At 35.9% G+C, this 26,798-nt stretch carries 26 protein-coding genes; 23 read left to right on the top strand and 3 right to left on the bottom strand.

The window, feature by feature from the left end; all coding sequences use genetic code 11:
- The 9 genes from tnpB to LIZ98_RS07855 all read left to right on the top strand — a co-directional run.
- On the top strand, positions 1 to 750 hold a 750-nt coding region (gene tnpB / locus LIZ98_RS07895; protein WP_227203013.1), incomplete at its 5' end, for an IS200/IS605 family element RNA-guided endonuclease TnpB.
- Positions 751 to 978: 228 nt separating this feature from the next.
- A complete protein-coding gene (rpsF, locus tag LIZ98_RS07890; protein WP_034773639.1) occupies positions 979 to 1,266 on the top strand; it encodes a 30S ribosomal protein S6 in 288 nt (95 codons plus the stop codon).
- A gap of 65 nt (positions 1,267 to 1,331) precedes the next feature.
- Positions 1,332 to 1,826, top strand: a complete 495-nt coding sequence (gene ssb, locus LIZ98_RS07885; protein ID WP_034773638.1) for a single-stranded DNA-binding protein — start codon at positions 1,332 to 1,334, stop codon at positions 1,824 to 1,826.
- A gap of 46 nt (positions 1,827 to 1,872) precedes the next feature.
- Positions 1,873 to 2,115, top strand: a complete 243-nt coding sequence (gene rpsR / locus LIZ98_RS07880) for a 30S ribosomal protein S18 (protein ID WP_034773636.1) — start codon at positions 1,873 to 1,875, stop codon at positions 2,113 to 2,115.
- Between the two features lie 344 nt (positions 2,116 to 2,459).
- Positions 2,460 to 3,386 carry a YybS family protein gene (locus LIZ98_RS07875; protein WP_227139391.1) on the top strand — a complete coding sequence of 309 codons (927 nt, stop codon included), beginning with the start codon at positions 2,460 to 2,462 and terminating at the stop codon, positions 3,384 to 3,386.
- A gap of 65 nt (positions 3,387 to 3,451) precedes the next feature.
- Positions 3,452 to 5,422, top strand: coding sequence for a DHH family phosphoesterase (locus tag LIZ98_RS07870; RefSeq protein ID WP_227139390.1), 1,971 nt, complete (start codon positions 3,452 to 3,454; stop codon positions 5,420 to 5,422).
- Positions 5,419 to 5,868 carry a 50S ribosomal protein L9 gene (gene rplI / locus LIZ98_RS07865; RefSeq protein ID WP_034773628.1) on the top strand — a complete coding sequence of 150 codons (450 nt, stop codon included), beginning with the start codon at positions 5,419 to 5,421 and terminating at the stop codon, positions 5,866 to 5,868. Before LIZ98_RS07870 ends, rplI begins: the two co-directional genes overlap by 4 nt.
- A gap of 429 nt (positions 5,869 to 6,297) precedes the next feature.
- Complete coding sequence (gene dnaB / locus LIZ98_RS07860; protein WP_034773626.1) at positions 6,298 to 7,662, top strand: replicative DNA helicase; 1,365 nt, start codon at positions 6,298 to 6,300, stop codon at positions 7,660 to 7,662.
- A gap of 224 nt (positions 7,663 to 7,886) precedes the next feature.
- A complete protein-coding gene (locus LIZ98_RS07855; RefSeq protein ID WP_227139389.1) occupies positions 7,887 to 9,173 on the top strand; it encodes an adenylosuccinate synthase in 1,287 nt (428 codons plus the stop codon).
- A gap of 73 nt (positions 9,174 to 9,246) precedes the next feature.
- On the opposite strand, the gene LIZ98_RS07850 is transcribed toward LIZ98_RS07855, so the two are convergent.
- Entirely contained in the window at positions 9,247 to 9,477 is a 231-nt protein-coding gene (locus LIZ98_RS07850; protein WP_227139388.1) for a hypothetical protein, read from the bottom strand.
- A gap of 150 nt (positions 9,478 to 9,627) precedes the next feature.
- On the opposite strand from LIZ98_RS07850, the gene LIZ98_RS07845 reads away from it, so the two are divergent.
- The 8 genes from LIZ98_RS07845 to LIZ98_RS07810 all read left to right on the top strand — a co-directional run bounded on the left by LIZ98_RS07845 (position 9,628) and on the right by LIZ98_RS07810 (position 18,812).
- The gene (locus tag LIZ98_RS07845; protein WP_227139387.1) at positions 9,628 to 11,100 is read left to right on the top strand and encodes a peptidoglycan DD-metalloendopeptidase family protein; all 1,473 of its coding nucleotides are present in this window, start codon (positions 9,628 to 9,630) and stop codon (positions 11,098 to 11,100) included.
- Positions 11,101 to 11,548: 448 nt separating this feature from the next.
- Positions 11,549 to 12,256: a response regulator YycF gene (gene yycF, locus LIZ98_RS07840; RefSeq protein WP_041844961.1), complete on the top strand. Its 708-nt coding sequence runs from the start codon at positions 11,549 to 11,551 to the stop codon at positions 12,254 to 12,256.
- A 9-nt stretch (positions 12,257 to 12,265) separates the two neighbouring features.
- Positions 12,266 to 14,089: a cell wall metabolism sensor histidine kinase WalK gene (gene walK, locus LIZ98_RS07835; protein WP_227139386.1), complete on the top strand. Its 1,824-nt coding sequence runs from the start codon at positions 12,266 to 12,268 to the stop codon at positions 14,087 to 14,089.
- The gene (locus LIZ98_RS07830; protein WP_041844963.1) at positions 14,089 to 15,396 is read left to right on the top strand and encodes a YycH family regulatory protein; all 1,308 of its coding nucleotides are present in this window, start codon (positions 14,089 to 14,091) and stop codon (positions 15,394 to 15,396) included. The genes walK and LIZ98_RS07830 overlap by 1 nt, the downstream gene beginning before the upstream one ends.
- Entirely contained in the window at positions 15,383 to 16,171 is a 789-nt protein-coding gene (locus tag LIZ98_RS07825; protein WP_041844964.1) for a two-component system regulatory protein YycI, read from the top strand. The genes LIZ98_RS07830 and LIZ98_RS07825 overlap by 14 nt, the downstream gene beginning before the upstream one ends.
- 148 nt (positions 16,172 to 16,319) lie before the next feature.
- Positions 16,320 to 17,114, top strand: coding sequence for an MBL fold metallo-hydrolase (locus LIZ98_RS07820; protein WP_034773613.1), 795 nt, complete (start codon positions 16,320 to 16,322; stop codon positions 17,112 to 17,114).
- 183 nt (positions 17,115 to 17,297) lie between these two features.
- The gene (locus LIZ98_RS07815; protein ID WP_227139385.1) at positions 17,298 to 18,509 is read left to right on the top strand and encodes a S1C family serine protease; all 1,212 of its coding nucleotides are present in this window, start codon (positions 17,298 to 17,300) and stop codon (positions 18,507 to 18,509) included.
- Positions 18,510 to 18,590: 81 nt separating this feature from the next.
- Complete coding sequence (locus tag LIZ98_RS07810; protein WP_227139384.1) at positions 18,591 to 18,812, top strand: CxxH/CxxC protein; 222 nt, start codon at positions 18,591 to 18,593, stop codon at positions 18,810 to 18,812.
- Positions 18,813 to 19,049: 237 nt separating this feature from the next.
- On the opposite strand, the gene rlmD is transcribed toward LIZ98_RS07810, so the two are convergent.
- A complete protein-coding gene (rlmD, locus tag LIZ98_RS07805; RefSeq protein WP_227139383.1) occupies positions 19,050 to 20,441 on the bottom strand; it encodes a 23S rRNA (uracil(1939)-C(5))-methyltransferase RlmD in 1,392 nt (463 codons plus the stop codon).
- Positions 20,442 to 20,681: 240 nt separating this feature from the next.
- Here rlmD and LIZ98_RS07800 point away from each other — a divergent pair, with 240 nt between their 5' ends.
- Positions 20,682 to 21,965 (top strand): MFS transporter, encoded by a 1,284-nt coding sequence (locus tag LIZ98_RS07800; RefSeq protein WP_227139382.1) that lies wholly within the window; start codon positions 20,682 to 20,684, stop codon positions 21,963 to 21,965.
- Positions 21,966 to 22,261: 296 nt separating this feature from the next.
- Complete coding sequence (gene rlmH, locus LIZ98_RS07795; protein WP_041902372.1) at positions 22,262 to 22,741, top strand: 23S rRNA (pseudouridine(1915)-N(3))-methyltransferase RlmH; 480 nt, start codon at positions 22,262 to 22,264, stop codon at positions 22,739 to 22,741.
- Here rlmH and LIZ98_RS07790 read toward each other — a convergent pair.
- A complete protein-coding gene (locus LIZ98_RS07790; RefSeq protein ID WP_227139381.1) occupies positions 22,732 to 24,390 on the bottom strand; it encodes a recombinase family protein in 1,659 nt (552 codons plus the stop codon). The two genes, rlmH and LIZ98_RS07790, sit on opposite strands and share 10 nt — an antisense overlap.
- 50 nt (positions 24,391 to 24,440) lie before the next feature.
- Between LIZ98_RS07790 and LIZ98_RS07785 the strand changes: the two genes are divergently transcribed.
- From LIZ98_RS07785 to LIZ98_RS07770, 4 genes are all read left to right on the top strand, one after another.
- On the top strand, positions 24,441 to 24,635 hold the full coding sequence (locus LIZ98_RS07785; protein ID WP_227139380.1) for a hypothetical protein: 195 nt from the start codon (positions 24,441 to 24,443) through the stop codon (positions 24,633 to 24,635).
- Between the two features lie 64 nt (positions 24,636 to 24,699).
- A complete protein-coding gene (locus tag LIZ98_RS07780; RefSeq protein ID WP_227139379.1) occupies positions 24,700 to 25,173 on the top strand; it encodes a type II toxin-antitoxin system PemK/MazF family toxin in 474 nt (157 codons plus the stop codon).
- Between the two features lie 1,015 nt (positions 25,174 to 26,188).
- The gene (locus LIZ98_RS07775) at positions 26,189 to 26,353 is read left to right on the top strand and encodes a helix-turn-helix domain-containing protein (RefSeq protein ID WP_227139378.1); all 165 of its coding nucleotides are present in this window, start codon (positions 26,189 to 26,191) and stop codon (positions 26,351 to 26,353) included.
- Positions 26,354 to 26,378: 25 nt separating this feature from the next.
- Positions 26,379 to 26,780 carry a hypothetical protein gene (locus tag LIZ98_RS07770; RefSeq protein WP_227139377.1) on the top strand — a complete coding sequence of 134 codons (402 nt, stop codon included), beginning with the start codon at positions 26,379 to 26,381 and terminating at the stop codon, positions 26,778 to 26,780.
- Positions 26,781 to 26,798 lie beyond the last annotated feature (18 nt).

Below are 26,798 nucleotides of genomic sequence, written 5' to 3'. Positions count from 1 at the left end.
AATAAAATCAAATTGCCGAAACTTGGATGGATTCGTTTTGCTAAAAGTCGAGAAGTTGAAGGTCGCATTTTAAATGTAACCATTAGACGAAATCCAAGTGGTAAATACTTTGTATCTATTTTAGTTGAAACAGAAGTTCAAGAATTATCTAAAACTAATTCTGCTATTGGAATTGATGTAGGATTAAAGGATTTCGCTATTTTGTCTAATGGAACGACTTATGCAAATCCTAAATTCTTCCGTAAATTAGAAGAAAAATTAGCAAAAGCACAACGTATTCTTTCTAGACGTACAAAAGGTAGTTCTAATTGGAATAAACAACGAATTAAAGTTGCTCGTATTCATGAAAAAATCACAAACGCAAGAAACGATTACTTACATAAAATCTCTACCGAAATTATCAAAAACCACGATATTATCGGTATAGAAGATTTGCAAGTAAGTAATATGTTGAGAAATCATAATCTTGCAAAAGCGATTAGTGAAGTATCTTGGTCACAATTTAGAACGATGTTGGAATACAAAGCTAAATGGTATGGAAAACAAGTAGTTACCGTAGCGAAAAATTTTCCATCCAGCCAACTTTGTTCATGCTGTGGCTATCAAAATAAAGACGTTAAAAATCCTGGGTTACGTGAGTGGGAATGTCCAAAGTGTCATACCCATCATGACCGAGATATCAACGCAAGTTTGAATCTTAAAAATGAAGCCATAAGGCTTCTAACCGTAGGAACTACGGGGATAGCCTAATCAATTAGAGTTCGGTAGAACTCTGTACTTAGGAATCCACTATGGCTTTAGCCTAGTGGTAGTTCAAAAAAGTCAAAATGGACAGCCCCTTCCCTTCGATTAATGAAAATTTTCAACAGTTCATTGCAGAATTGTCTAGGCTGTGTTATAATTATGAATCGTGAGTAATGAAGATTGCTCCTTGCTCAAATTTTTGAGCCGTTTAAGTCCAAAAGGAGGTGAATAGTGATGAGAAAGTACGAAGTTATGTACATCATCCGTCCAAATATTGATGACGAATCAAAAAAAGCGGTTGTCGAACGTTTTAACAAAGTTTTGACAGATAATGGTGCTGAAATTACTGAAACAAAAGATTGGGGTAAACGTCGTCTTGCTTATGAAATTGAAGATTATCGTGACGGTTATTACCAAATTATTAATTTTACAGCTGAACCACCTGCCGTTCAAGAATTTGACCGTTTAGCAAAAATAAGTGAAGATATTATTCGTCATTTAATCGTTAAAGAAGACGAATAAGTTTTAATATATGTAATGGAGAATGTTTCACGTGAAACATTCTTGTCCAAGGGGAGTTGATTCTGATGTTAAATCGTGTGGTATTAGTTGGCCGCTTAACGAGAGATCCGGATTTAAGATATACACCAACTGGAGTTCCGGTTGCAACTTTTACACTGGCTTGTAATCGTCCTTTTACGAATCAAAAAGGTGAACGTGAAGCTGATTTTATTAATTGTGTTGTTTGGAGAAAACCGGCAGAAAATGTCGCTAATTACTTGAAAAAAGGAAGCTTGGCAGGGGTCGATGGACGTATCCAAACAAGAAGTTATGAAGCCCAAGACGGAAGAAAAGTTTATGTAACAGAAGTAGTTGCTGAGAGTGTTCAGTTTTTAGAACCAAAAAGTTCTTCCAATCGGGAATATCAAAGTTCTCCGGCGGGAGGATATTCGGGCTATGATAACCCATTTGGATCTAACAATCAGAATCAACCGAAGAACCCTAGCCCGGCAGGAAATGACGATCCGTTCTTTGATAACGGACAACCTATTGATATTTCTGATGATGATTTGCCGTTTTGATAAGGCAGTTAATTTGAGCGAAAAAATGATGAAAGGAGTGTTATAAATGGCTGCTGGTGGCAGAAAAGGTCGCGGTAAACGTCGGAAAGTATGTTATTTTACTGCGAACGGAATCACTCACATCGATTACAAAGATGTTGATTTGTTGAAAAAATTTATTTCTGAACGTGGAAAAATATTGCCTCGTCGTGTAACAGGAACAAGTGCAAAATATCAACGCATGCTTACAAAAGCAATTAAGCGGGCACGTCAAGTTGCATTACTTCCTTATGTTGCGGAAGATAAATAAAATAGAAGTAATGATACTTAAAGCGGCAAAGATAAACCTTTGCCGCTTTTCTTATACAAGTTTAGTTGAAGGAGAAGGTAATTATCGTTAAAATAAATATATATATTTTTATATAATATGTAAAAAAACACGAGTAATACAATTGTTGGTGCGAGAGTCAGCCGGGTTCTTTCTAAAATATTATTGTTTTTAATTTAAAAATTATATAGGTAATAAGCAAATCGCCACTTGCTTCAAGTCAGACTAGGGTATTAACCTATGTAGCTATAATGCTTTATAGGGAAATCAGATAAGCCCGCAACTAACTGAGTTACTATATCAGCGATTCGTAAAGAGGTGTTTAGGTGAAAGCAAAGGAGTTAACTGAAGGGGCAATAAGTTTAGCGATTTATATCATTATTTTACTTATGTTTTTATATTTACCTTTTTTTGGTGGACTATTCACTTTTGTATTGCCGTTCCCTTTCCTTTATTATACGGCAAAATATAATTGGAAAGCCGGTTTGCTGTTTTTTACAGCTTCGGTCATTTTAACATTTATAGTTGGAAGTTGGATTGCTTTACCGATTCTTTTTCTATATGGTTTTGTTGGTTTCGTGTTAGGTTGGAATATTTATCATCAAAGAGAAGCACTGATCACTTTTTCAACATCCACTTTGGCTTTATTATGTAGCATTGTCGTTGTTTATATTATATCCGCGACATTATTCGATATGAACTTCATAAAGGAAGCACAAACTATATTTAAAGAAGTGATGGATCAAACCATTTCTATGTTTAATTATATGGGGGAAAATACGGATCAAATCAAAGAACAATTGACCGAGGCTTATGATTTAATCATATCTTTACTTCCTTCATTATTAATTTTGTCATCGGCTTTAATTGTTTTGATTATCCAGTTCATTTCCTATCCGATTTTAAAAAGGTTTGGAATTCATGTAAAAGCTGCAAAACCATTCAGGGAAATCACATTACCGAAAAGTTTAATATGGTATTTTTTAATAACTACTTTTTTATCTTTTATAGTTGAGGCAGAGAAAGGTACTTTTTTGTATAATGTATTTATAAATTTATTGTATTTGATTGATATACTATTTGTCCTACAGGCAATTACATTTATTTTTGACTATTGTTATAAAAAACGGATACATAAAGCATGGGCTATTGTTGTATCAGTATTTATTATGCTGAATCCGGTCTTTAATCAATTAGCCAAAATATTAGGTATTATTGATTTAGGATTTGAATTACGTAAACGGATACAATAATAGAAGTTTCAAGTATTCAGTTTTAAAGTTCCACTTAGTTTTTAAAAATTTAGGAGTTGGAGCGTATGCCAATCTTTTTGCAAACAAACGGAATGAAAAAAATATTGATAGGATTTTTTTCTGTCATATTCCTGTTATTATTAATCCTTGCTATCTATAATTGGTGGTTAAGTGCAATATCAATAATAATCTTGCTTTATTTTTTTTATTTATTAATAAAACAAAGTGTAAAATTTCAAAAAGAAGTAGATCACTATATATCACTTCTTTCCCATCGCGTAGAAAAGGTTGGCGAAGAGGCTTTATTACAAATGCCAATTGGAATTTTGCTGGTTGATGAAGAATACACGATCGAATGGGCAAATCCTTACATGTTATCTGTTTTCCAAGAAGAATCTCTGATCGGTACGTCGGTTTATGATATTGCGGATGAACTTATACAAATGATGATCCAAGAAAATGAGAGAAAAATTATTACACTCCATGAGCGGAAGTATCGTGTTTTCTATAAAAGAGAAGAAAAACTACTTTATTTTTTTGATATTACGGAACAAGCATTAATTGAACAAAAGTATGAAGAGGAACAGCCAGTGATTGCCATCATATTTTTAGATAATTATGATGAAGTTACACAAGGAATGGATGATTTAGCAAGGGGGAGCTTAAACAGCCGGGTTACTTCTTTGTTGAACGAATGGGCAAGTCAGTATGGGATTTATTTAAAAAGAGTTTCCGGAGATCGATTTATCGCATTTTTTAATGAAAAAATATTAGCAGTGTTAGAAAAAGGAAAGTTTTCAATTCTAGATAATATCCGGGAAATGACGGCAAAAAATAATTTACCGCTAACATTAAGTATTGGTGTCGGTGCAGGGAGTTCCTCGCTTCCGGAACTTGGCAGCTATGCACAATCAAGTCTTGATTTGGCGTTGGGACGTGGTGGTGATCAGGCAGCCATAAAACTCCCAAACGGAAAAATAAAATTTTACGGTGGAAAAACAAATCCGATGGAGAAACGAACCCGGGTACGGGCGAGAGTTATTTCTCATGCATTAAGTGAACTAATTCAGGATAGCGACAGAATTTTTATTATGGGCCATAAATATCCGGATATGGATGCAGTTGGTGCAGCGATTGGTATATTAAAAATTGCCCAAATGAATCAAAGAGAATCTTATGTTATACTAAATGAGCAAGAAATTGATTCCGGAGTAAGGAAATTGCTCAGTGAGGTGAAGCAAAAGACGGATATCTACAGTCATTTTATTTCACCGCAAGAAGCATTAGAAATAAATATGACAAATGCCTTGCTAGTGATAGTTGACACTCATAAACCATCCTTAGTTATTGAAGAAAAATTAGTCAATCGTTGCGAGCGAATTGTTGTCATTGATCATCATCGCCGCAGTGAAGAATTTGTCCAAAATCCTTTGCTTGTCTATATGGAACCATATGCTTCATCAACATCTGAATTAGTAACAGAACTGCTTCAATATCAACCGAATCGGAAAATTGATATTCTTGAAGCGACTGCATTACTTGCGGGAATTATTGTCGATACAAAAAGCTTTACTCTACGTACCGGTTCAAGAACATTTGATGCAGCTTCATATTTAAGAGCAAAGGGCGCTGATACGGTTTTAGTCCAAAAGTTTTTACGTGAAGATTTAGATACTTTTATCAAGCGGGCAAAACTTGTTGAAAAAGTAGAATTATATAAAGAAGGAATTGCGATTACAAAAGGAGAACCATCCGAATCTTACAACAATGTTCTTATCGCCCAAACGGCAGATTTATTATTAGCGATGGAAAATGTAGAGGCTTCCTTTGTTATCTCAAAAAGACCGGATGACATGGTTGGTATTAGTGCACGCTCCTTAGGAAAAATAAATGTACAAATTATTATGGAACAGCTGGAAGGAGGAGGCCACCTGACAAATGCCGCTACACAATTGAGGGATATAACAATAAATGAAGCCGAAATACAACTGAAAGCAGTGATTGATAGTTATTTAGAAGGAGGGAATCAATCATGAAAGTTATTTTTCTAAAAGATGTAAAAGGGAAAGGCAATAAAGGTGATATCAAAAACGTGGCTGACGGTTATGCACAAAATTTTTTAATCAAAAATGGTTACGCCATCGAAGCGACGCCGGCAAATATAAAATCTCTTGAAGCGAAAAAACGGAAGGAAGAAAAAGAAGCACAGAAAGAGTTGGAAGAAGCCAAGCAACTGAAGGAAAAATTAGGGAAATTAACTGTTGAAATTGGCGCAAAGTCTGGTGAAGGTGGTCGACTTTTTGGTTCGGTTACATCAAAACAAATTGCGGAACAACTACAAAAGCAACATGGTATAAAATTAGATAAACGGAAAATTGAATTGGAAGATGCCATTCGTGCTCTTGGATTTACCAAAGTCCCAGTTAAATTACATCCGGAGGTTCAAGGTACATTAACCGTTCATGTAAAAGATGAAAATTAATATAAGAATAAATTGATTTACGTCATACAGAATAAATTTTTCCATCGAAATCAAAAAACGGTCATGATAAAATGATATAAGAAAATATTACGGCTGTCTCAAGACTCAGACCTTTAAGTAGTAACCTATACAATGAGGTTGTATTGAGCAGCCTATTCTATTTGAAACCAGGATCTTAATCATAAAAAAAGAATTTAACAGTAATTCGTGCATAAAAAAGAATAGAGGCAAGCTTACTTCAAAATGACGAATGCCATAAGTTCGCATCCTTGTTGTTTTGTACGTATCAAAAGGAACATGGACAAGCTTCTTTGTACACATATAATTTCAGTCTAAAATTTTCAACGCCGTCCATTGGCATCCTTGGTCGGAAGGAATTCGTTATTCCCAAAAATAAAAACAACAATATTTGGAGGTTTGAAAAAGCAAATGAATGATTTGTTAATCGATCGAACTCCTCCTCAAAATATTGAAGCAGAACAAGCTGTCTTAGGTGCTATTTTTATAGAACCCGAGAGTTTGATTTTTGCCTCTGAAAATTTAATACCGGAAGATTTTTACCGAAGTGCTCACCAACGAATATTTTCCGTTATGTTGAAATTAAATGATCTGGGCAAACCTGTAGATGTTGTAACGGTATCCGAGGAATTAGCAGCTTCCAATCAATTGGAAAATGTAGGTGGTATTTCTTATTTGATGGAATTGGCAAATTCGGTACCGACTGCTGCCAATATTGAATATTATGTTCACATTGTTGAGGAAAAATCTTTATTACGTCGTCTTATTCGAACCGCCAGTGAAATCGCGCAAGAAGGTTATACACGTGAAGATGAGGTAGAAATTCTTTTATCGGAAGCAGAAAAGCGGATACTTGAAGTAGCGAACCGCAAAAATACCGGAGCTTTCCAAAATATTAAAGATGTCCTGGTAAAGACCTATGATCATATTGAGCAACTCCACAGTAGAAAAGGGGAGATTACCGGAATCCCAACCGGTTTTAATGATCTTGACCGAATGACTGCAGGATTTCAACGCAATGACTTAATCATTGTCGCTGCACGTCCATCTGTAGGGAAAACCGCTTTCGCCTTGAATATTGCTCAAAATGTGGCGACTAAAACGGATGAAAATGTGGCAATCTTCTCCCTTGAGATGGGGGCGGAACAGCTTGTCATGCGGATGTTGTGTGCTGAAGGGAATATTAATGCACAAAATTTGCGTACAGGTGCATTAACCGATGAGGATTGGAAAAAACTAACGATGGCAATGGGAAGTTTATCAAATGCCGGTATTTATATTGATGATACGCCCGGAATTCGTGTTCAAGAAATTCGTGCCAAATGCCGTCGCCTAAAACAGGAACAAGGTTTAGGAATGATTGTTATTGACTATTTGCAATTAATTCAAGGAAGTGGCAGACGTTCGGATAACAGACAACAAGAAGTATCTGAAATATCCCGTTCATTGAAAGCTCTCGCCCGTGAATTGGAAGTACCGGTCATTGCCTTGTCACAGCTGTCCCGTAGCGTTGAACAACGCCAAGATAAACGACCGATGATGTCAGATATTCGGGAATCAGGAAGTATTGAGCAGGATGCTGATATCGTTGCCTTTTTATACCGTGAAGATTACTATGATAAAGAATCGGAGAACAAAAATATAATTGAGATTATTATTGCAAAGCAGCGGAATGGTCCGGTCGGTACGGTACAATTGGCGTTCGCAAAAGAATTTAATAAATTTGTTAATTTAGAAAGGCGATTTGATGAAACAGCCATTCCACCGGGAGCTTAAAAATTCAGGCTCCCTTTTTTATACAAAAAAATCCAGAAAATCAGCTTTTAAACAAGTTTTATAATCCTGATCCGGCCGCCGGCGCTTTTTAAGGATTATCGCCTTTTTTACGAACATTAATAAGTTATATGTACTAATTTATTCGTATTTTACATTGACATTTTACAGAAAAGTGATACACTAAATTGTTGTAAGGTACGTATAAAATTTTTGGAGGTGTCCAAATGGCATCAGTCGTTGTCGTTGGCTCTCAGTGGGGCGACGAAGGAAAAGGAAAGATAACCGATTATTTGTCGGAAAATGCGGAAGTTGTTGCACGCTATCAAGGTGGAAATAACGCAGGACATACAATAAAATTCAATGGTGAAACATTTAAATTGCATTTAATTCCATCCGGGATTTTTTATAAAGAAAAGATTTGTGTCATCGGGAATGGGATGGTTATTGATCCGAAAGCTTTAGTAGAAGAATTAAAATATCTCCATAATCGCAATATTTCAACGGATAATTTACATATAAGCAATCGTGCACATGTCATCTTACCTTATCATATTAAGCTGGATCAGGTGGAAGAAGAAGCAAAAGGGAAAAATAAAATCGGAACGACGAAAAAGGGAATTGGACCGGCTTATATGGATAAAGCAGCCAGAGTCGGAATCCGGATTGTTGATCTATTAGATAAAGATGTATTTAAAGAAAAATTATCTCGTAATCTCCAAGAGAAAAATCGACTTTTTGAAAAAATATATGAAACAGAAGGATTTACATTAGAAGAGATTTTAGAAGAATACTATGAATATGGGCAACAGATTAAACAATATGTGTGTGATACCTCTGTTGTACTGAACAATGCGATAGATGAGGGAAGACGTGTATTGTTTGAAGGTGCACAAGGTGTGATGCTTGATATTGATCAAGGCACCTATCCTTTTGTTACCTCTTCTAATCCGGTCGCAGGCGGTGTGACTATCGGTTCCGGTGTTGGACCGACAAAAATTGACCATGTTGTTGGTGTAGCAAAAGCATACACAACAAGAGTCGGCGATGGGCCATTTCCGACTGAGCTTTTGGATGAGATAGGCGATCAAATTCGTGAAGTTGGCCGTGAGTATGGAACAACGACAGGACGACCACGCAGAGTCGGTTGGTTTGACAGCGTTGTTGTTCGTCATGCGAGAAGAGTCAGTGGCATAACCGACCTATCTTTAAACTCCATTGATGTCTTAACGGGAATTGAAACCGTGAAGATTTGCGTTGCCTATAAGTATAAAGATACCATCATTGAGGAATTTCCGGCGAGTTTGAAAGTTCTTTCCGAATGTGAACCTGTTTATGAAGAATTACCGGGTTGGACGGAAGATATAACCGGGTGCAGAACATTGGATGAACTGCCGGAAAATGCACGTCATTATGTGGAACGTGTTTCCCAATTAACCGGGATTCCGCTATCGATTTTTTCTGTTGGTCCTGACCGAACACAAACCAATTTAGTACGAGGCGTTTATCGATAGTAAACCTGTCTCTTTGAACAGCTGGCGTCTATAAGGGATAAACATGCTTGATCAATGAATGGTCAAGCATGTTTTAAATAAGTGCACAAAGATGTTCAAGCAGTACATTGCAACCTCGCCATTCACTGTCCCCACAATAAATCAAAGATCTATCTTCTCGCTGAAGTAACTTTTTTGTAATAAAAATGTAATTTTGAACCCGATTAAATTCCAAACGATTCAAAAGAAAAAACATAATAGATAAAGGAAAAAAATACATATAAAATTCATTTGAAAGAGAAACGACTTCACGACTATTTTCCATTATTTTCCACCAATTATACAGTTGCATTACAAAAATGGGCGTTCCGGCAAAATATTCAGCTTTTATGATAAATTAGATACTAGAGAATTGAATTTTGATAATTTTCTTCAATATCTATTTGACATCCACAAATAGGTTAGGAGGTACAGAATGCAACTGAAAGAAGGTTGGCAGAAAATATCTGTAAAGGCAGGGAGCTTGAAGGATCAACAAAGGCAGAAATTTAAACGAACGATTTTAACAACCATTGTTATATCGACAATCTCCACAAGTACGTCAATCGCTACAGCAAAAGAAACAGCCAAATTACAAAAAGTATATCATGTTTATATAAATAACAATTATTTAGGCACTGTATCTGATAAAGAAAAAGTCGAACGTTTCGTTAATCAAAAAATGAGTGAGACACAAAAGCGATTTGAAGGATATCAATTAGCATATAAAAAAGATGACCTCGCTTTCGTCCCGGAACAAGTTTTTACAGCTTCTGTTGATAATGAGAAAGATGTTATAAGTAAAATACAGGAGAATTATGATGTAGCCGTAGAAGCCGTTGCTGTACAAATTGACGGTAAAACTGTTACATATTTAACAGATGAAGAAAAAGTGAATGAATTAATAGAAAAACTTAAACTCACTTATATACCACCAGAACAGCTAAAAGCATTAGAAACACAATCGAACGAAAATTTACCTGAATTAAAAGAAGGAGAAATGAGAATTACAGATATTTCATTGAGTACAAAATTAACCTATGTACATGAGGAAATTGATCCCGCCCAAGTAACATCAGTTGATGAAGCGGTAAATTTATTACAAAAAGGAATCGAGAAAGAGGAAAAATACATTGTAAAAGAGGGAGATGTTTTAGGGACAATCGCGGAAAGTCATGGATTGGATCTAAAACAGCTTCTTGATCTAAATCCGGGTTTAAATGAAGATTCCATCATTCAAATTGGCGATGAGCTGAATGTAACCGTATATGAGCCATATGTGAAAGTAAATGTGAAACAAGAAAACATGTCTTTACAAAAGATTCCATATGAAGTACAAATTGTTGAAGATGAAACAATGTATAAAGGGGACGCAAAAGTAGTTCAAGAGGGCGTCGAAGGAGAAAAGATGGTCCGTTCCATTATCACATTACAAAACGGGACAAAAATTGGAGAAGAAATTGCTGATGAAAAAGTCATTAAAGAACCGGTAAACAAAATTATTCATCAAGGTACGAAGGTCATTCCTTCAAGAGGAACCGGGCAATTTGCCTGGCCAACAAATGGAGGCTATATATCCAGTCATTTAGGTTACCGCTGGGGAAAACAGCATAAAGGAATTGATATCGCTCGTCCTGAAGACAGAATTATTAAATCAGCAGATAATGGCACAGTTGTCTCGGCCGGATGGGATGGAGGTTACGGAAACAAAATTGTCATTGATCATAATAATGGCATACAAACCGTTTATGCACATCTTTCATCGATCAATGTTTCTATTGGGCAAACGGTAGAAAAAGGAAGCCAAATCGGTATAATGGGGAGTACAGGAAATTCTACAGGCATCCATCTTCATTTTGAAGTGTATAAAGATGGCGTATTACAAAATCCATTAATGTATTTGCAATAAAGTGTAACATTAATCAATGGACAGAATCGATATCCCCGCCGATTGTCAGGTGAACAAACAGGGGCTATCCAATTCTAGGTGGGAGTCTTGACTTCCTGTTAAAAGTAGGATAAAAAAATATAAAATAGCTATAATTCCCTGGTTATCCGGGGAATTTTCTTATGAAATAAATCTTCACTCGCCGTATAGATTGGGATTAATCCAATTGAAAAATAAAGGAAATTAATGAATATGTGGTGAACTTCACCTCTATTTCATGATAAAGTAAAGAGTAGGGCTTCCTTTTCTAAAGTTTGCGCTAAAATATGTTTACGCAACTCTAAGTGTGAATTATTTGTAAAAATTTTGTATTATTCATAAGTAGAACCTAATTTCCTGAAAATCTCTAAAAACTAGAATAGATGAAAATAGATGATGTAATTACGTTAAGCAGAGAGGAGAGGTTTAAATGGCTAAAAAAATATTGGTCGTTGATGACGAGAAACCTATTGCAGATATTTTACAATTTAATTTAAAAAAAGACGGTTATGAGGTCTTTTGTGCATACGATGGGGATGAGGCACTAGAATTAGTTGAAGAAGTACAGCCGGATCTTATCTTACTGGACATTATGCTTCCGGAAAAGGATGGGATGGAAGTTTGTAAAGAGATCCGAAAGAAATATGAGATGCCAATTATAATGTTAACCGCAAAGGATTCAGAAATTGATAAAGTTCTAGGACTTGAACTGGGTGCTGACGACTATGTTACAAAACCATTCAGTACAAGGGAGTTGCTGGCTCGTGTAAAAGCAAACTTACGCCGCCACCAACAAGTTAACACAGCAAACCAAGAAAATGAGAATAAAGAAATTGCCATCGGATCCCTCGTTATTCACCCGGAGGCATATATCGTTTCAAAACGAGGCGAAATGATCGAGCTTACACACAGGGAGTTTGAGCTTCTATATTATTTGGCAAAACACCTCGGTCAAGTAATGACAAGAGAGCATTTACTTCAAACTGTTTGGGGTTATGACTATTATGGCGATGTACGGACAGTTGATGTGACAGTACGAAGATTACGGGAGAAAATTGAAGATAATCCAAGTCATCCTGGTTGGCTTGTCACGAGACGCGGTGTCGGATATTATTTACAAAACCCAGAACAGGAGTAATCGAGGCAAATGAAAAAATTCTCCATATTTTCTTCGATCCGGTTAAAATTTATTCTTTTCTTCGTTTTACTTATCTTACTTGCCATGGAAATTATTGGCGTTTATTTTGTCCGGGAGTTGGAAAAGGAACTCACGCAGAACTTTAAAGACTCGATTTTAAACCGAGTAAATTTATTAACTTATAATTTGGAAGAAGAGTTTTTAAAAGAGCGGGATAGTGAAGAATCCTTACAATTTGAAGATGACGTGAAAAAACTGTTAATTGATAATAAATCTTCAGATATAGAAGAAATGCGGGTGTATGATAAAGATTTACGGGTCATCGCTACTTCCGATCCGGGAAGTCAGGATAAAGTTGGTCAAAGGACGACAGATATCGTTGTAACAAGAACCTTTGTTACGGAAGAAATGATTGAAAAAATGTCTATTGACAAATTAACGAATGAACGGAAGTGGTTATTGTACGTCCCGATCAAAGTCGATAATGAAATTGAAGGGATCCTATTCATTGAAGGGAAAATTGAAAGGGTTTTTGAACAAATTCAAGTCATCAACCAAGTTCTCATAAATGGAACGATAATTGCCCTAGTCTTTACAGCCATTGTTGCAGTCATCATTGCTCAAACAATTACAAGACCGATCACAGATATGAAAAAGCAGGCTCAGGCAATGGCCAGAGGGAATTATTCCCGGAAAGTAAAAGTATACGGTCATGATGAAATTGGCCAATTAGCCATTACTTTTAATAATTTATCTAAAAAACTTCAAGATGAACAAGCGAAAACCGATAGTGAAAAACGGAAATTGTCCTCAATCTTAAAGTTTATGACAGACGGGGTTATTTCTACCGATCGTAAAGGGCGAATTATTCTTATTAATGAAGCGGCTGAGCAAATGCTGAATGTTACACGTGAAACAGTCATATCTGAAAATATTATTGATGTCCTGGAGCTTGGGGATAAATATTCATTAAAGGATTTAACACAGGAACAAAACTCGGTTATTCTCGATTTAAGTACGAATGCGGTACCGCTAATTGTCCGTGTTAATTTTTCCATTATCCAAAAAGAAACAGGGATTATGAACGGTTTAATTGTTGTCCTTCATGATATAACCGAGCAAGAAAAAATTGAAAGGGAACGCCGTGAATTTGTTGCCAATGTATCTCATGAGTTAAGAACACCTTTAACAACGATGCGAAGTTACTTGGAAGCTTTGACGGAAGGTGCTTGGATGGATAAAGACATTGCTCCTCAATTTTTAAAGGTAACGCAAAATGAAACGGAACGGATGATACGGTTAGTGAATGATCTCCTCGTGTTATCAAAAATGGATAGTAAAGATTATCAATTACGTAAAGAATGGATTAACTTTCCGAAGTTCCTTGACCATATTATCGACCGGTTCGAGATGGCGAAAGAAAAAAATGTTCATTTTTCACGTGACTATTTAAATGAACCAATACTCGTAGAAATTGATCAGGATAAAATTACCCAAGTATTAGATAATATTATCTCCAATGCTTTAAAATATTCGCCAAGCGGTGGAACAATCACCGTTAAATTGGTTGTCTTTCATGATTCATTGGAAGTAAAAATTTCCGACCAAGGTGTAGGGATACCAAAACAAAATTTACATCGTATCTTTGACCGCTTTTATCGTGTTGATAAAGCGAGAGCAAGACACATTGGCGGCACGGGACTCGGACTTGCAATTGCAAAGGAAATGGTTGAAGCCCATAACGGTCATATTTGGGCTACGAGCATTGAAGGGAAAGGAACGACCATCCATTTCACTCTTCCATATGACCGTGATCAAGGGGATGATTTTTAATGAAAGTTGAACAAATCAAAACATTAATACTCACTACTTTGGTTTTGGTTAGCATCGTTCTGTTTTGGAATCTTGTTACTTTTCAACGAAACTATGACTTAGTGAATAATCAAGAATATGTAAAAGAAGTCACGATTAATGATATAAAAAAGCCAATAAAAGATCTGGTTGTTCCGAATAAGATCATTTATCGAAATGGGGAAAACAGTTTCCATGGCATCCAAAATATGGAACAGATCACACCATTTGTTAATGAAATTAGGAAATGGACTTTCTATGGTTTTCAAAGAAGTGTCAATGAATTTGTGGAAAAATTTGAAGGAATGCCCGGAAAGCAGGTTCTCATTGTCCAGTTTCCCGGTGATGTCCCGTTTGAATTGTTAAAATCGATGTATACGGTTGAGGTAAAAGAGATACCGAGCGGAAATTTCCGTTACATGTTCATTTTTCAGGAAGACCTAAACGATGACGAAGGAATTGTTTATTTTGCTACCAATGATTTAAGGTCGATCATTAAGGCAAATGTTCGGCAAAAATCTTCTGCACATTTTAGAAACTTAATTGAAATTATGAGTAATAATAGCAATCCTTATTACGCGTACAAGAAGAATTCCGGCGGCTATTTATTTGTTAACGACAAGGAAACGGTTATTCCGGATGATCAATACTATCCACGGTTATACGATGAAAAAATATTTGTTGATGCACTCTTTTCGAATCCGGACAGGGTAACGATAAATGATGAAGAGTATACGGACGGTTCAAGTTTGATGAAGCTTCAATCTGATCAGCAGATGTTGACTTTTGTAGATCCAACCATTACTGAGTCACCTGACACCGTTTATAATATGATAACAACGAGTGTCAATTATATAAATGCGCATGGAGGCTGGACGGATCAATATTATTATTCGGGAGCATTCGTAAACACGAAAAAAATTAATTTTCAACTTTATACAAATAATTATCCTGTATTCAATGAACTCGGATTAAATGAACTTTCATTAGTAGTCGGGAAAAATAGAATTCATGAGTATAGACGCCCGTACTTCAGATTAGACTTTATCCCATATAACCCAAACAAACAGGAGTATACCTTACCTAAGGGAACCGATGTGTTAGCGGAAATACAAGGGGATGGTGTAAATTTAGAATTGGTTGAAGATATTTTAATTGGGTATCATATGGAAAAAGATAATGAGAATGCTGTTATAAAATTTCAACCCTCTTGGTTCTATAAAATCGGTAATTCATGGATCCGGGTTAATGATGAAAAACTGGGAGTGGTCGAAAATGGACTGGAGTAGAGCCAAAAACGTCTTTATTATGATTTTTCTTATATTGGATATATTTTTGATCAGTCAATTTATTATTCAAAAATCAGAAAACACGTATGATTTAATTCAAGATACGCCAATTGATCAACAATTGAAGGCTGATAATATTAAAATTAAAACAGAACTACCATTAAAACCAACAAAGGCAAGCTATGTTGAGGCAGATGCCATGGTTTTTCAAGCCGATGATATTTCTTCTTTATCGGGACAGTCTATTGAGATCCTAAACGATAATATTTTAATAAAAAGCCAGTTAACAAGCCCGTATCCGTTAAAGAAAGATTGGAAAGTGGCGGATGTGGATCAATTTTTAAAGAACTATGTTTATTACGGTGACCAATACAAATATTATCAATATGATAAAGACAAGAATATGATCACCTATTATCAACTGTATAAAAATCAAATGTTTTACAAAAATGCAAGCGGACAAGTTCAATTAGTGTTAAATGATAAAAATGAGATTGTTTCCTATTCACAAACGATGCTTGATGATATAAAGGAAATTTCGAAACAAGAGATTCTTACTGCTCATGAAGCAATGGCTATTCTTTATAATAAAGGACTGCTGGATGTCGGTAGTAATATAACAAATATTAAGCTCGGCTATTATACATTGGTACCGATAAAATCTTCACAATTACTTGCGCCTACATGGTGTTTTACTATTGATGATAAACGGGATTATTTTGTAAATGCTGTTGAAGGTCATGTATTAAATGAAGAAGAAGAAATTTTAAAATAGGTAGATGTTTTGATAAACCGTTAAATATGATAAGATAATAAGTATAAAAATACTTGATAGGCTGGTAGAATTCATTCTACTAGCCTTTAAATATGGTAGAAGGAAAAACTTTTAAGTAGATAAATATACGGTTTATGGAGTGAAAGGAATGACATTAAAATTTAGTGTTTTGGCAAGCGGAAGCACCGGAAATGCAATCTACATAGAGACAGAGGAGCACGCCTTTTTAGTTGATGCAGGTTTAAGCGGAAAACATATGGAAGGATTGTTGCAACAAATTGAAAGAAAACCCGATCAGCTGGATGGCATTCTTGTCACTCATGAACATAGTGACCATATAAAAGGTGTTGGTGTTTTGGCAAGAAAATACAAGTTGCCGATTTACGCAAATGAAAAAACATGGCAAGCGATGTCTCCGTTAATCGGTGAAATACCAACGGATTTAAAATTTATATTTCCCACAGAATCCGTTCGTTCTTTCAAAGGGTTGGACATCGAATCTTTTGGCGTTTCCCATGATGCGGCAGAACCGATGTTTTATATTTTTCATCATAATGGAAAAAAGTTGGTAGTCATAACCGATACCGGATATGTTAGCAATCGGATGATCGGCACAATTGAAAATGCCGATTACTACATATTTGAAAGTAATCATGATGTCGAAATGCTGCGGATGGGAAAATATCCGTGGAATATTAAGCGGCGAATCTTAAGCGATATTGGCCATGTGTCTAATGAAGATGCGGCAATGGCAATGAGCGAATGCATAGGTGACAATACGAAAGGGATTTATTTGGCACACTTAAGTAAAGATAATAATATGAAAGAGTTGGCGAGAATGTCAGTTGGCCAAGTTTTAGAAAGTCGGGGATTTGTTGTGGGTGAGCAAGTTTCATTATATGATACCGATCCGAAAATTCCGACCGTATTAAAGGCAATTTAAAAATAAGCAAAAAGGTTGAAAAGAAAAAGCTTTTGTTCATATATTGAAACAAAGGATTTTTTCATATATCTTGGGAATTTTTTCGTAAAATATTGTTCATATTAATTGAGAGTAGAACTGTTTGTAGAAATTTTTTTGACTCATACATACATCCATAAAAATTGAATAAAAGGAGTGATTATAATGGGCTATTTTGAAGATGACAACGGATTTGGAAGCCGAAAAAAACCGAAAGATAATAAGCGAGGTTATTTTTTCTCCGGTTTCATCGGGGCTGTCATTGGCGGCTTAGTTGTATCGCTGACTTCACCCTATCTAATGGATAACCAAACCAATGAGAATCAATCGGAAGCCATTATTGAAAAGACAGGTAAAGAAAATAACAGTGATAGCATTGTCCAAAATGTATCCGTAAAAGTAGAAACAGACGTGACAAAAGCAGTAAATAAGGCAGGTGGCTCCGTTGTCGGAATTACGAATATCCAAGGAGGCAATGTTTGGACACAAGCACAAGAGGCAGGCACCGGTTCAGGGGTCATTTATAAAAAACAAGACAACTCAGCCTATATCGTTACCAATCACCATGTAGTCGAGGGGGCAAACCGGTTGGAAGTCAATTTAGCCAATGGAGAAAAAATAGAGGCGAAATTATTAGGAAGTGACTTATGGACCGATCTTGCCGTTTTACAAGTAGATGGAAATAAGATTCAAACGGTAGCTGAATTTGGTGACTCAGATGCATTAAAATTAGGTGAACCGGTGATTGCCATTGGAAATCCGCTTGGTTTGGAATTTGCCGGCTCGATTACTCAGGGGATTATTTCCGGATTGGAACGGACAGTGCCGCTTGACTTCGACGGTGACGGTATACCGGATTGGAACGCAGAGGTGTTACAAACGGATGCAGCGATTAATCCGGGGAATAGCGGAGGCGCCCTTGTGAATATAGCCGGGCAAGTCGTTGGTATCAACTCCATGAAAATTGCCCAAGAACAAGTGGAAGGAATAGGTTTTTCCATTCCAATTAATACAGCAATTCCCATCATTGAAGACTTGGAGAAAAATGGCGTGGTGAAGCGGCCATATATGGGTGTTTCCTTGGAGGATATTAATGAAGTGCCCATTTATCATCAACAACAAACCCTTCATTTACCGGATAATATTAAATCGGGATTGTTAATTGCAGAAATTGTCCCGGGTGGTCCGGCAGATCAAGGTGGATTAAAACAATTGGATGTTATTGTGAAATTGGATGGGCAAGAAGTGAACAACATTATTGATTTACGCAAGCATTTATACACAAAAAAAGAAATAGGCGATCAGTTGAAAGTGGGATTTTACCGAAATGGAAAATACCAAGAAAAGACGATTACACTAACCGGGGAAGGAAGGTAAGTCACAGAGGCACCTCGCAAATTTTTTTATGGTAAGCTGGTGGGTTTCGACTTTATCTCACGGAGATTTAAGGGGAAATGATTGATCAATGAAACCACAGAGGCGTTCACTGTGGCAGTCTCTTCAAATCAGGTGATGGAAATGAAAAATATTTATTGTTGCAAAGAGCATGTCGAATATGGACTGGAAGAAGTCATAAATGAAAGTGAAGTTCCGCCAAAACTCGAGGAGGTAAAAGAACAGTTGCCAACAGTAACCTGTGAATACTGTGGACAACTTGCAGAATATATTGTGTCGAACTAATATTCTCACACAAAATGTGGATAATAAATGTGGATATGTGGATAACTTTTGTTAATAAGCTGTCAGTAACCTGTTTATAGCCTGTTTATAAACTGGGGAAAACGATTGGGTATGATGAATTTATAGGAAACAGACAAGAAAAAATTTTTCCACAAGAAAACGGGCCTTCTCAATGGAGGGCCCGTTTAATCGTGCGCCATGCAGTGTGATTATCAGATTCTTTGGCCGTTCAATGCATTATTTAACTAACGCTAACAATGAACAGCACTCCACATGTACTGTATGTGGGAATAGATCGACCGGTTGAACCAGCTGTAATTGGTAACCGAATGGGCGTAATTCTTTCATGTCAGTGGCAAATGTGTCCGGATTACATGAAACATAGACAATGCGTTCAGGTTGCGCACGACCGATTTTCCGCATGACTTTCCCGCCGGCACCCGAGCGAGGAGGGTCTAATAATAATAGTTCGGGTGTTCCAAAGCTGTCGATAACCTCGTCTATGCCATGGCGTGCATCTCTCGCCAGAAAATGAGTGTTGGTTATTCCGTTATCTTTTGCATTTCGCTTTGCAGACTCAATGGATGTTTCCACGATTTCAATGCCGCTTAATTCTTTTACTTGTTTAGCAAAAGGAAGGGAAAATGTGCCTACACCGCAAAAGAGATCAATCATCTTTTCGTGTTTTTTCGGTTGACCCATTTCAATGGCCAGATCGACTAATTTTTGTGCTTGGGTCGGGTTTGTTTGAAAAAAAGTATCATACCAAATACGGTATCGAAAACCGGATAATTCATCATAAATAAAATCTCTTCCGGATAAAACATGGGTTTTTTCTGATTGGGTCCGATCAGCCCAATCTCGGTTTTCCAGCCATAATAAACTTTTTACTTCGGGAAATTTAGCTTCAATCCGATCAATTAAATCGGATGCAGCTTCACGAAGATTTCCGTCCGGCGCCTCGGTGGCAAATAAAGCAAGCATCATTTCCCCTGTGGCAAAAGATTCACGAACCATTAAGTGTCGCAGTAACCCTTCATGAGTATCTTTATTATACCCGGATAAATGATGATCACTAGCCCACTTTGCTATGTCCATTGCCGCTTCAACCATTTTCTTTCCGGCAATTAGGCAAGTTTCAAGTGAAATAATTTTTCTGAAATTCCCTTGCTCATGCAAACCAAGCGTGCCATCCGGGGAGAAGGTAAATTCCATCTTATTACGGTAATGCCACGGATCTTCCATACCCATTGTATCTTGGACAAGATATGGTTCAAAGCCTTGTGCTTCCAAGGCATGTTTTACGTGATTCGTTTTTTCTTGCAATTGTCCGGCATATTGCCAATGCTGCCAGACGCAACCGCCACATAAAGAGAAATGAGGGCAGGCTGGCCCAATTCGTTCCGGATGAGCTTCGATAATTTCTTCAAGAACGGCTTTTCTCCTTCTCCGTTCAGGTTTATCAACAGTAACGCGTACTTTTTCTCCGGGCAGTGTTTCCGGGACAGTCAATTTGAGTTTTTTTGAATTTCCCTTTTCATTCTCATGCCAAACGACAGCTTGTCCGGCTCCATTTTTATCCAATTGTCTGATTTCGGTTATGAAAGATGATCCTACAGTAGTAGACAATCATGTTCCTCCTTTCAATATAAAAACGCTTATGTCATTTTCCGTTATAGTCAAGGGAAATAAATATCATTCTTTTTATACTAACCTATTATAACGGAAACCCAATGATTTTAAAATTACCGGTATATATAGGAATTTATGACGTAATGGAAAGTTATGTCTTTTAAAAATTTTACAAAACAATTATATTTCGTTTTAGGTAAATATGGTATATTGGGTATAAGGGGAGGGAGTGAAAACATGGCGAAATACAGTAAAAAGGAAAAGAGCTGGATGATGTATGATTGGGCAACTTCGGCTTATTCGGTTGTCATAACGACGGCGATTTTTCCAATTTATTATAAATCGGTTGCAACGAATGCCGGCGTTGACCCAAGTCAATCTACAGCTTTCTTAGGGTATACGATTTCAATTTCCACTTTTATTTTGGCAATGTTGGCTCCGATACTTGGTACGATTGCAGATTATCGAGGTTTTAAGAAAAAGTTTTTTGTATTTTTCTTTCTTTTGGGGACGCTGTCAACGGTAGGTCTCGTATTCGTACCAAGTGATCAATGGCTGCTTTTACTGGTAATGAATTTATTAACGGCGATTGGTGCCAGGGGGGCAAATATTTTTTATGACGCTTTTATCGTTGATGTCACAACAAAGGATAAAATGGATGATGTTTCATCTCGGGGATTTGCTTTAGGGTACATCGGCAGTAGTATTCCTTTTGTGATCAGTATCGGGATTATTATTTTAGCGCAAACCGGCATTATTCCTTTGTCAATGACAGCAGCAAGCCGAGCTGCCTTTTTCATAACAGCTGTATGGTGGATTGGATTTGCCATCCCGCTCATTAAAAATGTAAAACAGATTTATTATGTAGAGAGAGAGCCAAAAATTATTGTAAATAGTTTTAAAAGACTGGGTAAGACATTTAAAGATATAAAGCAATATCGGAATATTTCCTTATTTTTATTAGCATATTTCTTTTATATCGATGGGGTCGATACGATTATTTCCATGTCAACCGCTTATGGCACGGATGTAGGCTTGAGTGCTACTGATATGATTATTGCCCTGCTAGCCGTCCAAGTTGTTGCAGCACCGTTTGCTATTCTCTTTGGGACACTTGCAAAAAAATATGGAACAAAAATAATGCTTTATGTCGGAATTTTTATTTATACTTTTATATGTGTTTATGCGATGTTTATGGACAGTGCTTTTGATTTTTGGGTATTGGCTATGCTGGTTGCTACATCACAGGGGGGAATTCAAGCATTGAGCCGTTCCTTTTTTGCCCAAATGGTGCCTGAGGAAAAATCAAACGAGTTTTTCGGTTTTTACAACATATTTGGCCGATTTGCAGCTGTCTCAGGGTCGTTTCTCATGGGTGTAACAACGCAAATAACGGGAAGTTCTTCGATGGGCATTTTTAGTCTCATCATTTTGTTTATCATCGGTTTTATATTATTGACCTTTGTACAAAAACCTGATCTTTCCTCGGTAAATCGTGAAAAAACAGACGTATCTGTATAAAAAGATGGGGATTTCTCCATCTATTTTTATCCACCAGAAAGAAGGAGTTGTCCGAAACTGCTAATTTTGAAGGAAGTGCGAAATGGACAGATTACTCGATACGGGACGGCAATCTTGTCACCGGGGAAAATCCGTAATCTTTAAAAATTACGGTGGAAAAAATTAATCGAGGCCGTCGAAGCATCAGACTTGTAAAGGAATCCTAGCTATTAGGGTTCTTTTTTATTCGCAGCCCCTCGTTTGATTTGTTATTTTTTGATAAAATACTAAAGAATAAAATGGAAAGGTCATCTAAAATGAAGATTTCGATTATAACTGTAGGAAAACTGAAAGAGAAATATTTAAAACAAGGTATTGATGAGTATTTAAAACGATTATCCGCCTATGCCAAAGTGGAAATCATTGAGGTAGCCGATGAAAAAGCACCGGAACATTTAAGTGAGGCAGAAATGGAAGAAGTGAAGCGGAAGGAAGGGGAACGAATTCTTTCCCATCTTAGTGAAGATACATACATTATTACCCTGGAAATAAGTGGCAGAATGTTAAACTCCGAACAACTTGCCGCAAAAATCGATGAACTCGGTACGTATGGGAAAAGTAAATTAGCATTTATTATCGGTGGCTCGCTCGGACTAAGTAAAGAAGTGCAAAACCGAAGTGACCTGGCCCTTTCCTTCTCAAAAATGACATTTCCACATCAGTTAATGAGGCTGATTTTACTCGAACAAATATACCGGGCTTACCGGATTAATCGAGGGGAACCGTATCATAAGTAGAGGCAAAAATTGTTGAAGATAAGGTGGAATTTTATTGTCGGAAGCGGGTATTGGCTGTGGATAATCAGATTCATTATCCGCTTCACGATACAACATGTGGATAAGTATAAAGGTTTTAGATATGTTGACTTCTGTAAAATCAATTCAAGTTCAATGTTTTTAATGGTTCTTGATTTTCCTGTTTGTTTAATTGTAATTTTATCGATCAATAATTGAAGTAATTGTTTTTGATTTTCTCTTGATGTCTGCTTATAAACGAATAGAAATTTTTCAAGCAGCATTTCAATAAGCTCCGGTTGAATAACTTTTGAATCAGAAGAACTCAAATGTACTGCAATCTCATTTTTCTTCTGCTCTAATTCTCTTTTTTCATTGGAAACCTTTTGTAATCTTTCTTGTAGGATATCTATCGGGAGTGTATTCTTTTCAAAAGCTTCCATATATTTGTCTTGCAATTGCTGGATTTCCAACAAGCGGTTTTCAATCTGTTCTAGTTCTTTATTCAGTTTGTTTAGAGAACTAGCAGAACTTGAATTTATTTCTTTTAATGTTTTATATAGCTTTTGCTTATTGGTAACGAGTTTTTCAATTCTATTAATAACCTCGTCCTCTGCTTCATACGCTTTTATGGAATTCGCTTTACATGCTGCAGATCCTTTATTATGGAAATTACTACACACATAATATCGATGTTTTCGTTTCGTCCCATCCTTTCTTGTATATGTCGTAATGGAAGGGACCATTCCTTGACCGCAATCAGGGCAACGCAAAAGACTGCTAAGTAAAAAAGGTTCATTCGATTGGCGCTGTTTAAATGATTTGCTTTTTCTTCTTGCTTGAACTAAACTCCATAATTCATCTGAAATGATGGCTTCATGCTGCCCCTCAACAATGATAGGGTCAGGATTCTTTCCTTTTCTTCTCTTAGTGTCCCAATTTTCAACCTTTAACCAGCTGATTTTACCATTATAGATGACATTGTCTAAGATTGTTGCAATCCCATTTATAGAAAAATAACGGCCTTTTTTCGTTCGATATCCTAATTTATTTAAGTAGTTTGCAATTGCCTTTAACCCCTTTCCGCCTGCATACATTTCAAAGATCATTTTTACGATCTCTGCTTCTTTATGATTGATGACAAGTTGTTTTTCAACAGTATCGTAACCAAATACAGAACCACCATTCCATTGTCCCTCTAATGCCCTTTGTTTCATACCAAGTTTTACATTTTCCGATAACGTATTTCTTTCCATTTCCGCAATAGAAGCCATTATTTGCAGTACTAAACGGCCGATAGGGTTTCCAGTATCAAAGTTTTCCGAGTAAGATATAAATTTTACATCGTATTTTTCAAACTTATCCAAAATGACTAGAGTATCCAACATATTTCTTGAAAGCCGGGATATTTTCCATACTAGAACGGCATCAAATTTGTTGATTTCCACATCATCAATAAGCCTTTTCATTGCTGGCCGACCCTTTATCGATTTTCCACTAATCCCCTCGTCTACATATTCTTCAACAACTTCCCAGTTGTAAAGTTGAGCATATTGTCGATGTGTTTGAAGTTGAGCGGTTATACTGTACCCTTCTTTAGCCTGCTCTTCTGTACTAACACGGGCATATATGGCTACTTTTTTAATTTCCATCTCTTAACCTCCTTCAAAATGATTTTACAATGAATTTTTAAAGAGGAGAAATGGAAGTAAAGGATTTCAAATATAAAAATCAAACTGAAACACCAAAATTAACATATTCATGTTTTTTTACTAAATTGGAAATAAACGAAGGGGGAGAAATTGATGAAGTCACAGTTAATGGGGAATTTGAAAATTTTAGAACGTATAAACTAGAAAGTGAACTTAAGTATAGATTAGTAATAAAATTGGAATAAATACTATTAACGTATTTTCTTACTCCTCTTTTAAGGAATATAATAAGATTAGAGGAGGAGAAAAATGAGTTGGACCAAAGAAAAAAATATTCGAAATGCAGGTCATTGGCTTGCGAGAGCAATTGAATTAATTGAATTAAAAGATTATCAAAAACGGAATAGAACAGTACCTACAATATATAGAGGTGGGGTATTTAACGTTGAACTAGGAGAGGGCAATTTAGGAGGGGAAAAGAATAAAAGACGGCCTTGCTTAATTATTAGTAGGAATCAATTAAACAGTGGAGATACTGTTGTTTTGATTCCATTAACAACTAAATTCAAATATAATCTTGTGAAAGGAGTGAAAACACCAAAATATAAAAATCATTACATACTCCTTAAATCCAAATATCCCTTTTTAAACGAAGATTCATGCGTTAAGTTCGAAGATATTAAAACGGTAGATAAAGTAAGAATTGGTGAGCATTTAGGGAATATTGACGTGAAAGATTTGGATCTTATGAGAAATCGTTTATTATTTGCAATGGGATTTTAAATTTTATAACGAAAATAATCAACTTTTCCCCAAAAAAATTGACTGGTTATCACTTGTCAATATGAATAATTAATGATATTCTTTAATTAGAAAATATTTTATGTTTAGATTGCCTCGTCGCAGTCAGAGAGACTATATTTTATAGGTTACTGTTTGGGGGCTTTTTAGTCCTCTATCTAATTTAAGCACATAATACAATCGTTTAAGCATATAATATAACATGTTTAGATTGCCATGTCGCAATCAGAGAGGCCCAATCATTAAGATTGGGGTTTAAGGCCATTCCATTTTGGAATGGTCTTTTAATTTGTTTATATTACTATTTCAGCGAAACATGTAGTAATTTGTTACTTTGTAAACGCATCACTTTTATTTATGATATTTAAAAATTCCCTTTTTGTATATCGCAACCGATAACCTGTCCAAAAAAACGGCTCAATTTTTCGATTGCGAAGTGACTCACTTTTCAATTGTGGAATACACCCTTTTATAACTGTTATCCTTAAAATATTTAGCAACATATTTTATAAATTACAACTCATGAGTTTCCAAAAAATTGAATTTATATCTGTGATTACAAGAGCTTTGTAACCGCTCCGAGTAAAATTGATAGCTTTATCTTATATTCGTTAGTATAAAAAATTTGCAGTCAATTTATATTTAATTGACTGAGTAATTTTTTTCGTAATCAAATTTGTACTTAAAAAAATTGGTGTAAAAGTCAGTTCAATTTCCTGTTTTTTCTATGCAGATTTAAAATAGTTACTAATACAAAAGTAATTATATTATATCCTAATTGGAAGTATATGTTTATTTTTTATGCGTTCCTTTTATGTTTCTAATTTATTTTTTCTTATAACACATCTATTTATGCGGCCGTTTTTAACAAAATCGTATTGTCATCTCAGTTTTGCCCCCTAAAACACAATAATAGTAAATGTTTGATTGACTGGAAACTATTTACCTACTACAATATAACTATATTGACTCGGACAATATTTTGGTAGGTGATCAATTGATAGGATTAGAATACATCCTTGAACTTTATGGTATGCAGCAAATTGAACTGGCCGAAAAGCTTGGAATTAAAAAGCAAAATATTAATCTTTGGATAAAAAAAACAAAAGATCTCCAAAAAACATTTACCTACGTTGGAACAAATTTTTTGCATAGACGCTAAATACTTTTCGAAAGAATTAACTGATTTGGATAAACTGGAGATTCAAAAAGAAAAATTAAAACGGGATTTACAGCCTATTATCACGAAATATGAAGAACAGTTCCTCATTGGGGAAGAAAATGATCTTGTTGAAGTGCCGGTTTATGACAAAGAGGAATTGAATCAAATAGAACACGATATTGAAAAAGCCAAGCTAATTGAAAAATTTCGGAACATGCTTAATCGTGCTGAACATCAACCTTATTTAGACACATTTAAATTGGTTCTTGAACTTTTAGATAAAGCACAGCATGAACCGGTTTTCCATAAAACAATAGAAGCTTTAGCACATTATTTAGAAGTGTTACCAGATTGGGTGTCAACAGGTCCTGAACAAGATGAATTTGAAAGTGAATTATTTGAGGTATTAGATGATTATAATTACTAGATTTAAAAGGAGATGCGA

Source organism: Caldibacillus sp. 210928-DFI.2.18 (genome assembly GCF_020554505.1).
Lineage (GTDB): Bacteria > Bacillota > Bacilli > Bacillales > Caldibacillaceae > Caldifermentibacillus > Caldifermentibacillus hisashii.
This window is presented reverse-complemented; position numbering and strand designations above follow the sequence as displayed.

Bases quoted from the DNA above. Each gene is read 5' to 3' on its own strand.
- LIZ98_RS07780 (WP_227139379.1), top strand. From the start codon at position 24,700: ATGAGTTGGACCAAAGAAAAAAATATTCGAAATGCAGGTCATTGGCTT.
- LIZ98_RS07845 (WP_227139387.1), top strand. From the start codon at position 9,628: ATGCAACTGAAAGAAGGTTGGCAGAAAATATCTGTAAAGGCAGGGAGC.
- LIZ98_RS07815 (WP_227139385.1), top strand. From the start codon at position 17,298: ATGGGCTATTTTGAAGATGACAACGGATTTGGAAGCCGAAAAAAACCG.
- rpsR (WP_034773636.1), top strand. From the start codon at position 1,873: ATGGCTGCTGGTGGCAGAAAAGGTCGCGGTAAACGTCGGAAAGTATGT.
- LIZ98_RS07790 (WP_227139381.1), bottom strand. From the start codon at position 24,390: ATGGAAATTAAAAAAGTAGCCATATATGCCCGTGTTAGTACAGAAGAG.
- rplI (WP_034773628.1), top strand. From the start codon at position 5,419: ATGAAAGTTATTTTTCTAAAAGATGTAAAAGGGAAAGGCAATAAAGGT.
- dnaB (WP_034773626.1), top strand. From the start codon at position 6,298: ATGAATGATTTGTTAATCGATCGAACTCCTCCTCAAAATATTGAAGCA.
- rlmH (WP_041902372.1), top strand. From the start codon at position 22,262: ATGAAGATTTCGATTATAACTGTAGGAAAACTGAAAGAGAAATATTTA.
- LIZ98_RS07785 (WP_227139380.1), top strand. From the start codon at position 24,441: ATGGAAGTAAAGGATTTCAAATATAAAAATCAAACTGAAACACCAAAA.
- LIZ98_RS07855 (WP_227139389.1), top strand. From the start codon at position 7,887: ATGGCATCAGTCGTTGTCGTTGGCTCTCAGTGGGGCGACGAAGGAAAA.
- walK (WP_227139386.1), top strand. From the start codon at position 12,266: ATGAAAAAATTCTCCATATTTTCTTCGATCCGGTTAAAATTTATTCTT.
- rpsF (WP_034773639.1), top strand. From the start codon at position 979: ATGAGAAAGTACGAAGTTATGTACATCATCCGTCCAAATATTGATGAC.
- LIZ98_RS07820 (WP_034773613.1), top strand. From the start codon at position 16,320: ATGACATTAAAATTTAGTGTTTTGGCAAGCGGAAGCACCGGAAATGCA.
- LIZ98_RS07830 (WP_041844963.1), top strand. From the start codon at position 14,089: ATGAAAGTTGAACAAATCAAAACATTAATACTCACTACTTTGGTTTTG.
- yycF (WP_041844961.1), top strand. From the start codon at position 11,549: ATGGCTAAAAAAATATTGGTCGTTGATGACGAGAAACCTATTGCAGAT.
- LIZ98_RS07800 (WP_227139382.1), top strand. From the start codon at position 20,682: ATGGCGAAATACAGTAAAAAGGAAAAGAGCTGGATGATGTATGATTGG.
- LIZ98_RS07850 (WP_227139388.1), bottom strand. From the start codon at position 9,477: ATGGAAAATAGTCGTGAAGTCGTTTCTCTTTCAAATGAATTTTATATG.
- LIZ98_RS07825 (WP_041844964.1), top strand. From the start codon at position 15,383: ATGGACTGGAGTAGAGCCAAAAACGTCTTTATTATGATTTTTCTTATA.
- LIZ98_RS07870 (WP_227139390.1), top strand. From the start codon at position 3,452: ATGCCAATCTTTTTGCAAACAAACGGAATGAAAAAAATATTGATAGGA.
- ssb (WP_034773638.1), top strand. From the start codon at position 1,332: ATGTTAAATCGTGTGGTATTAGTTGGCCGCTTAACGAGAGATCCGGAT.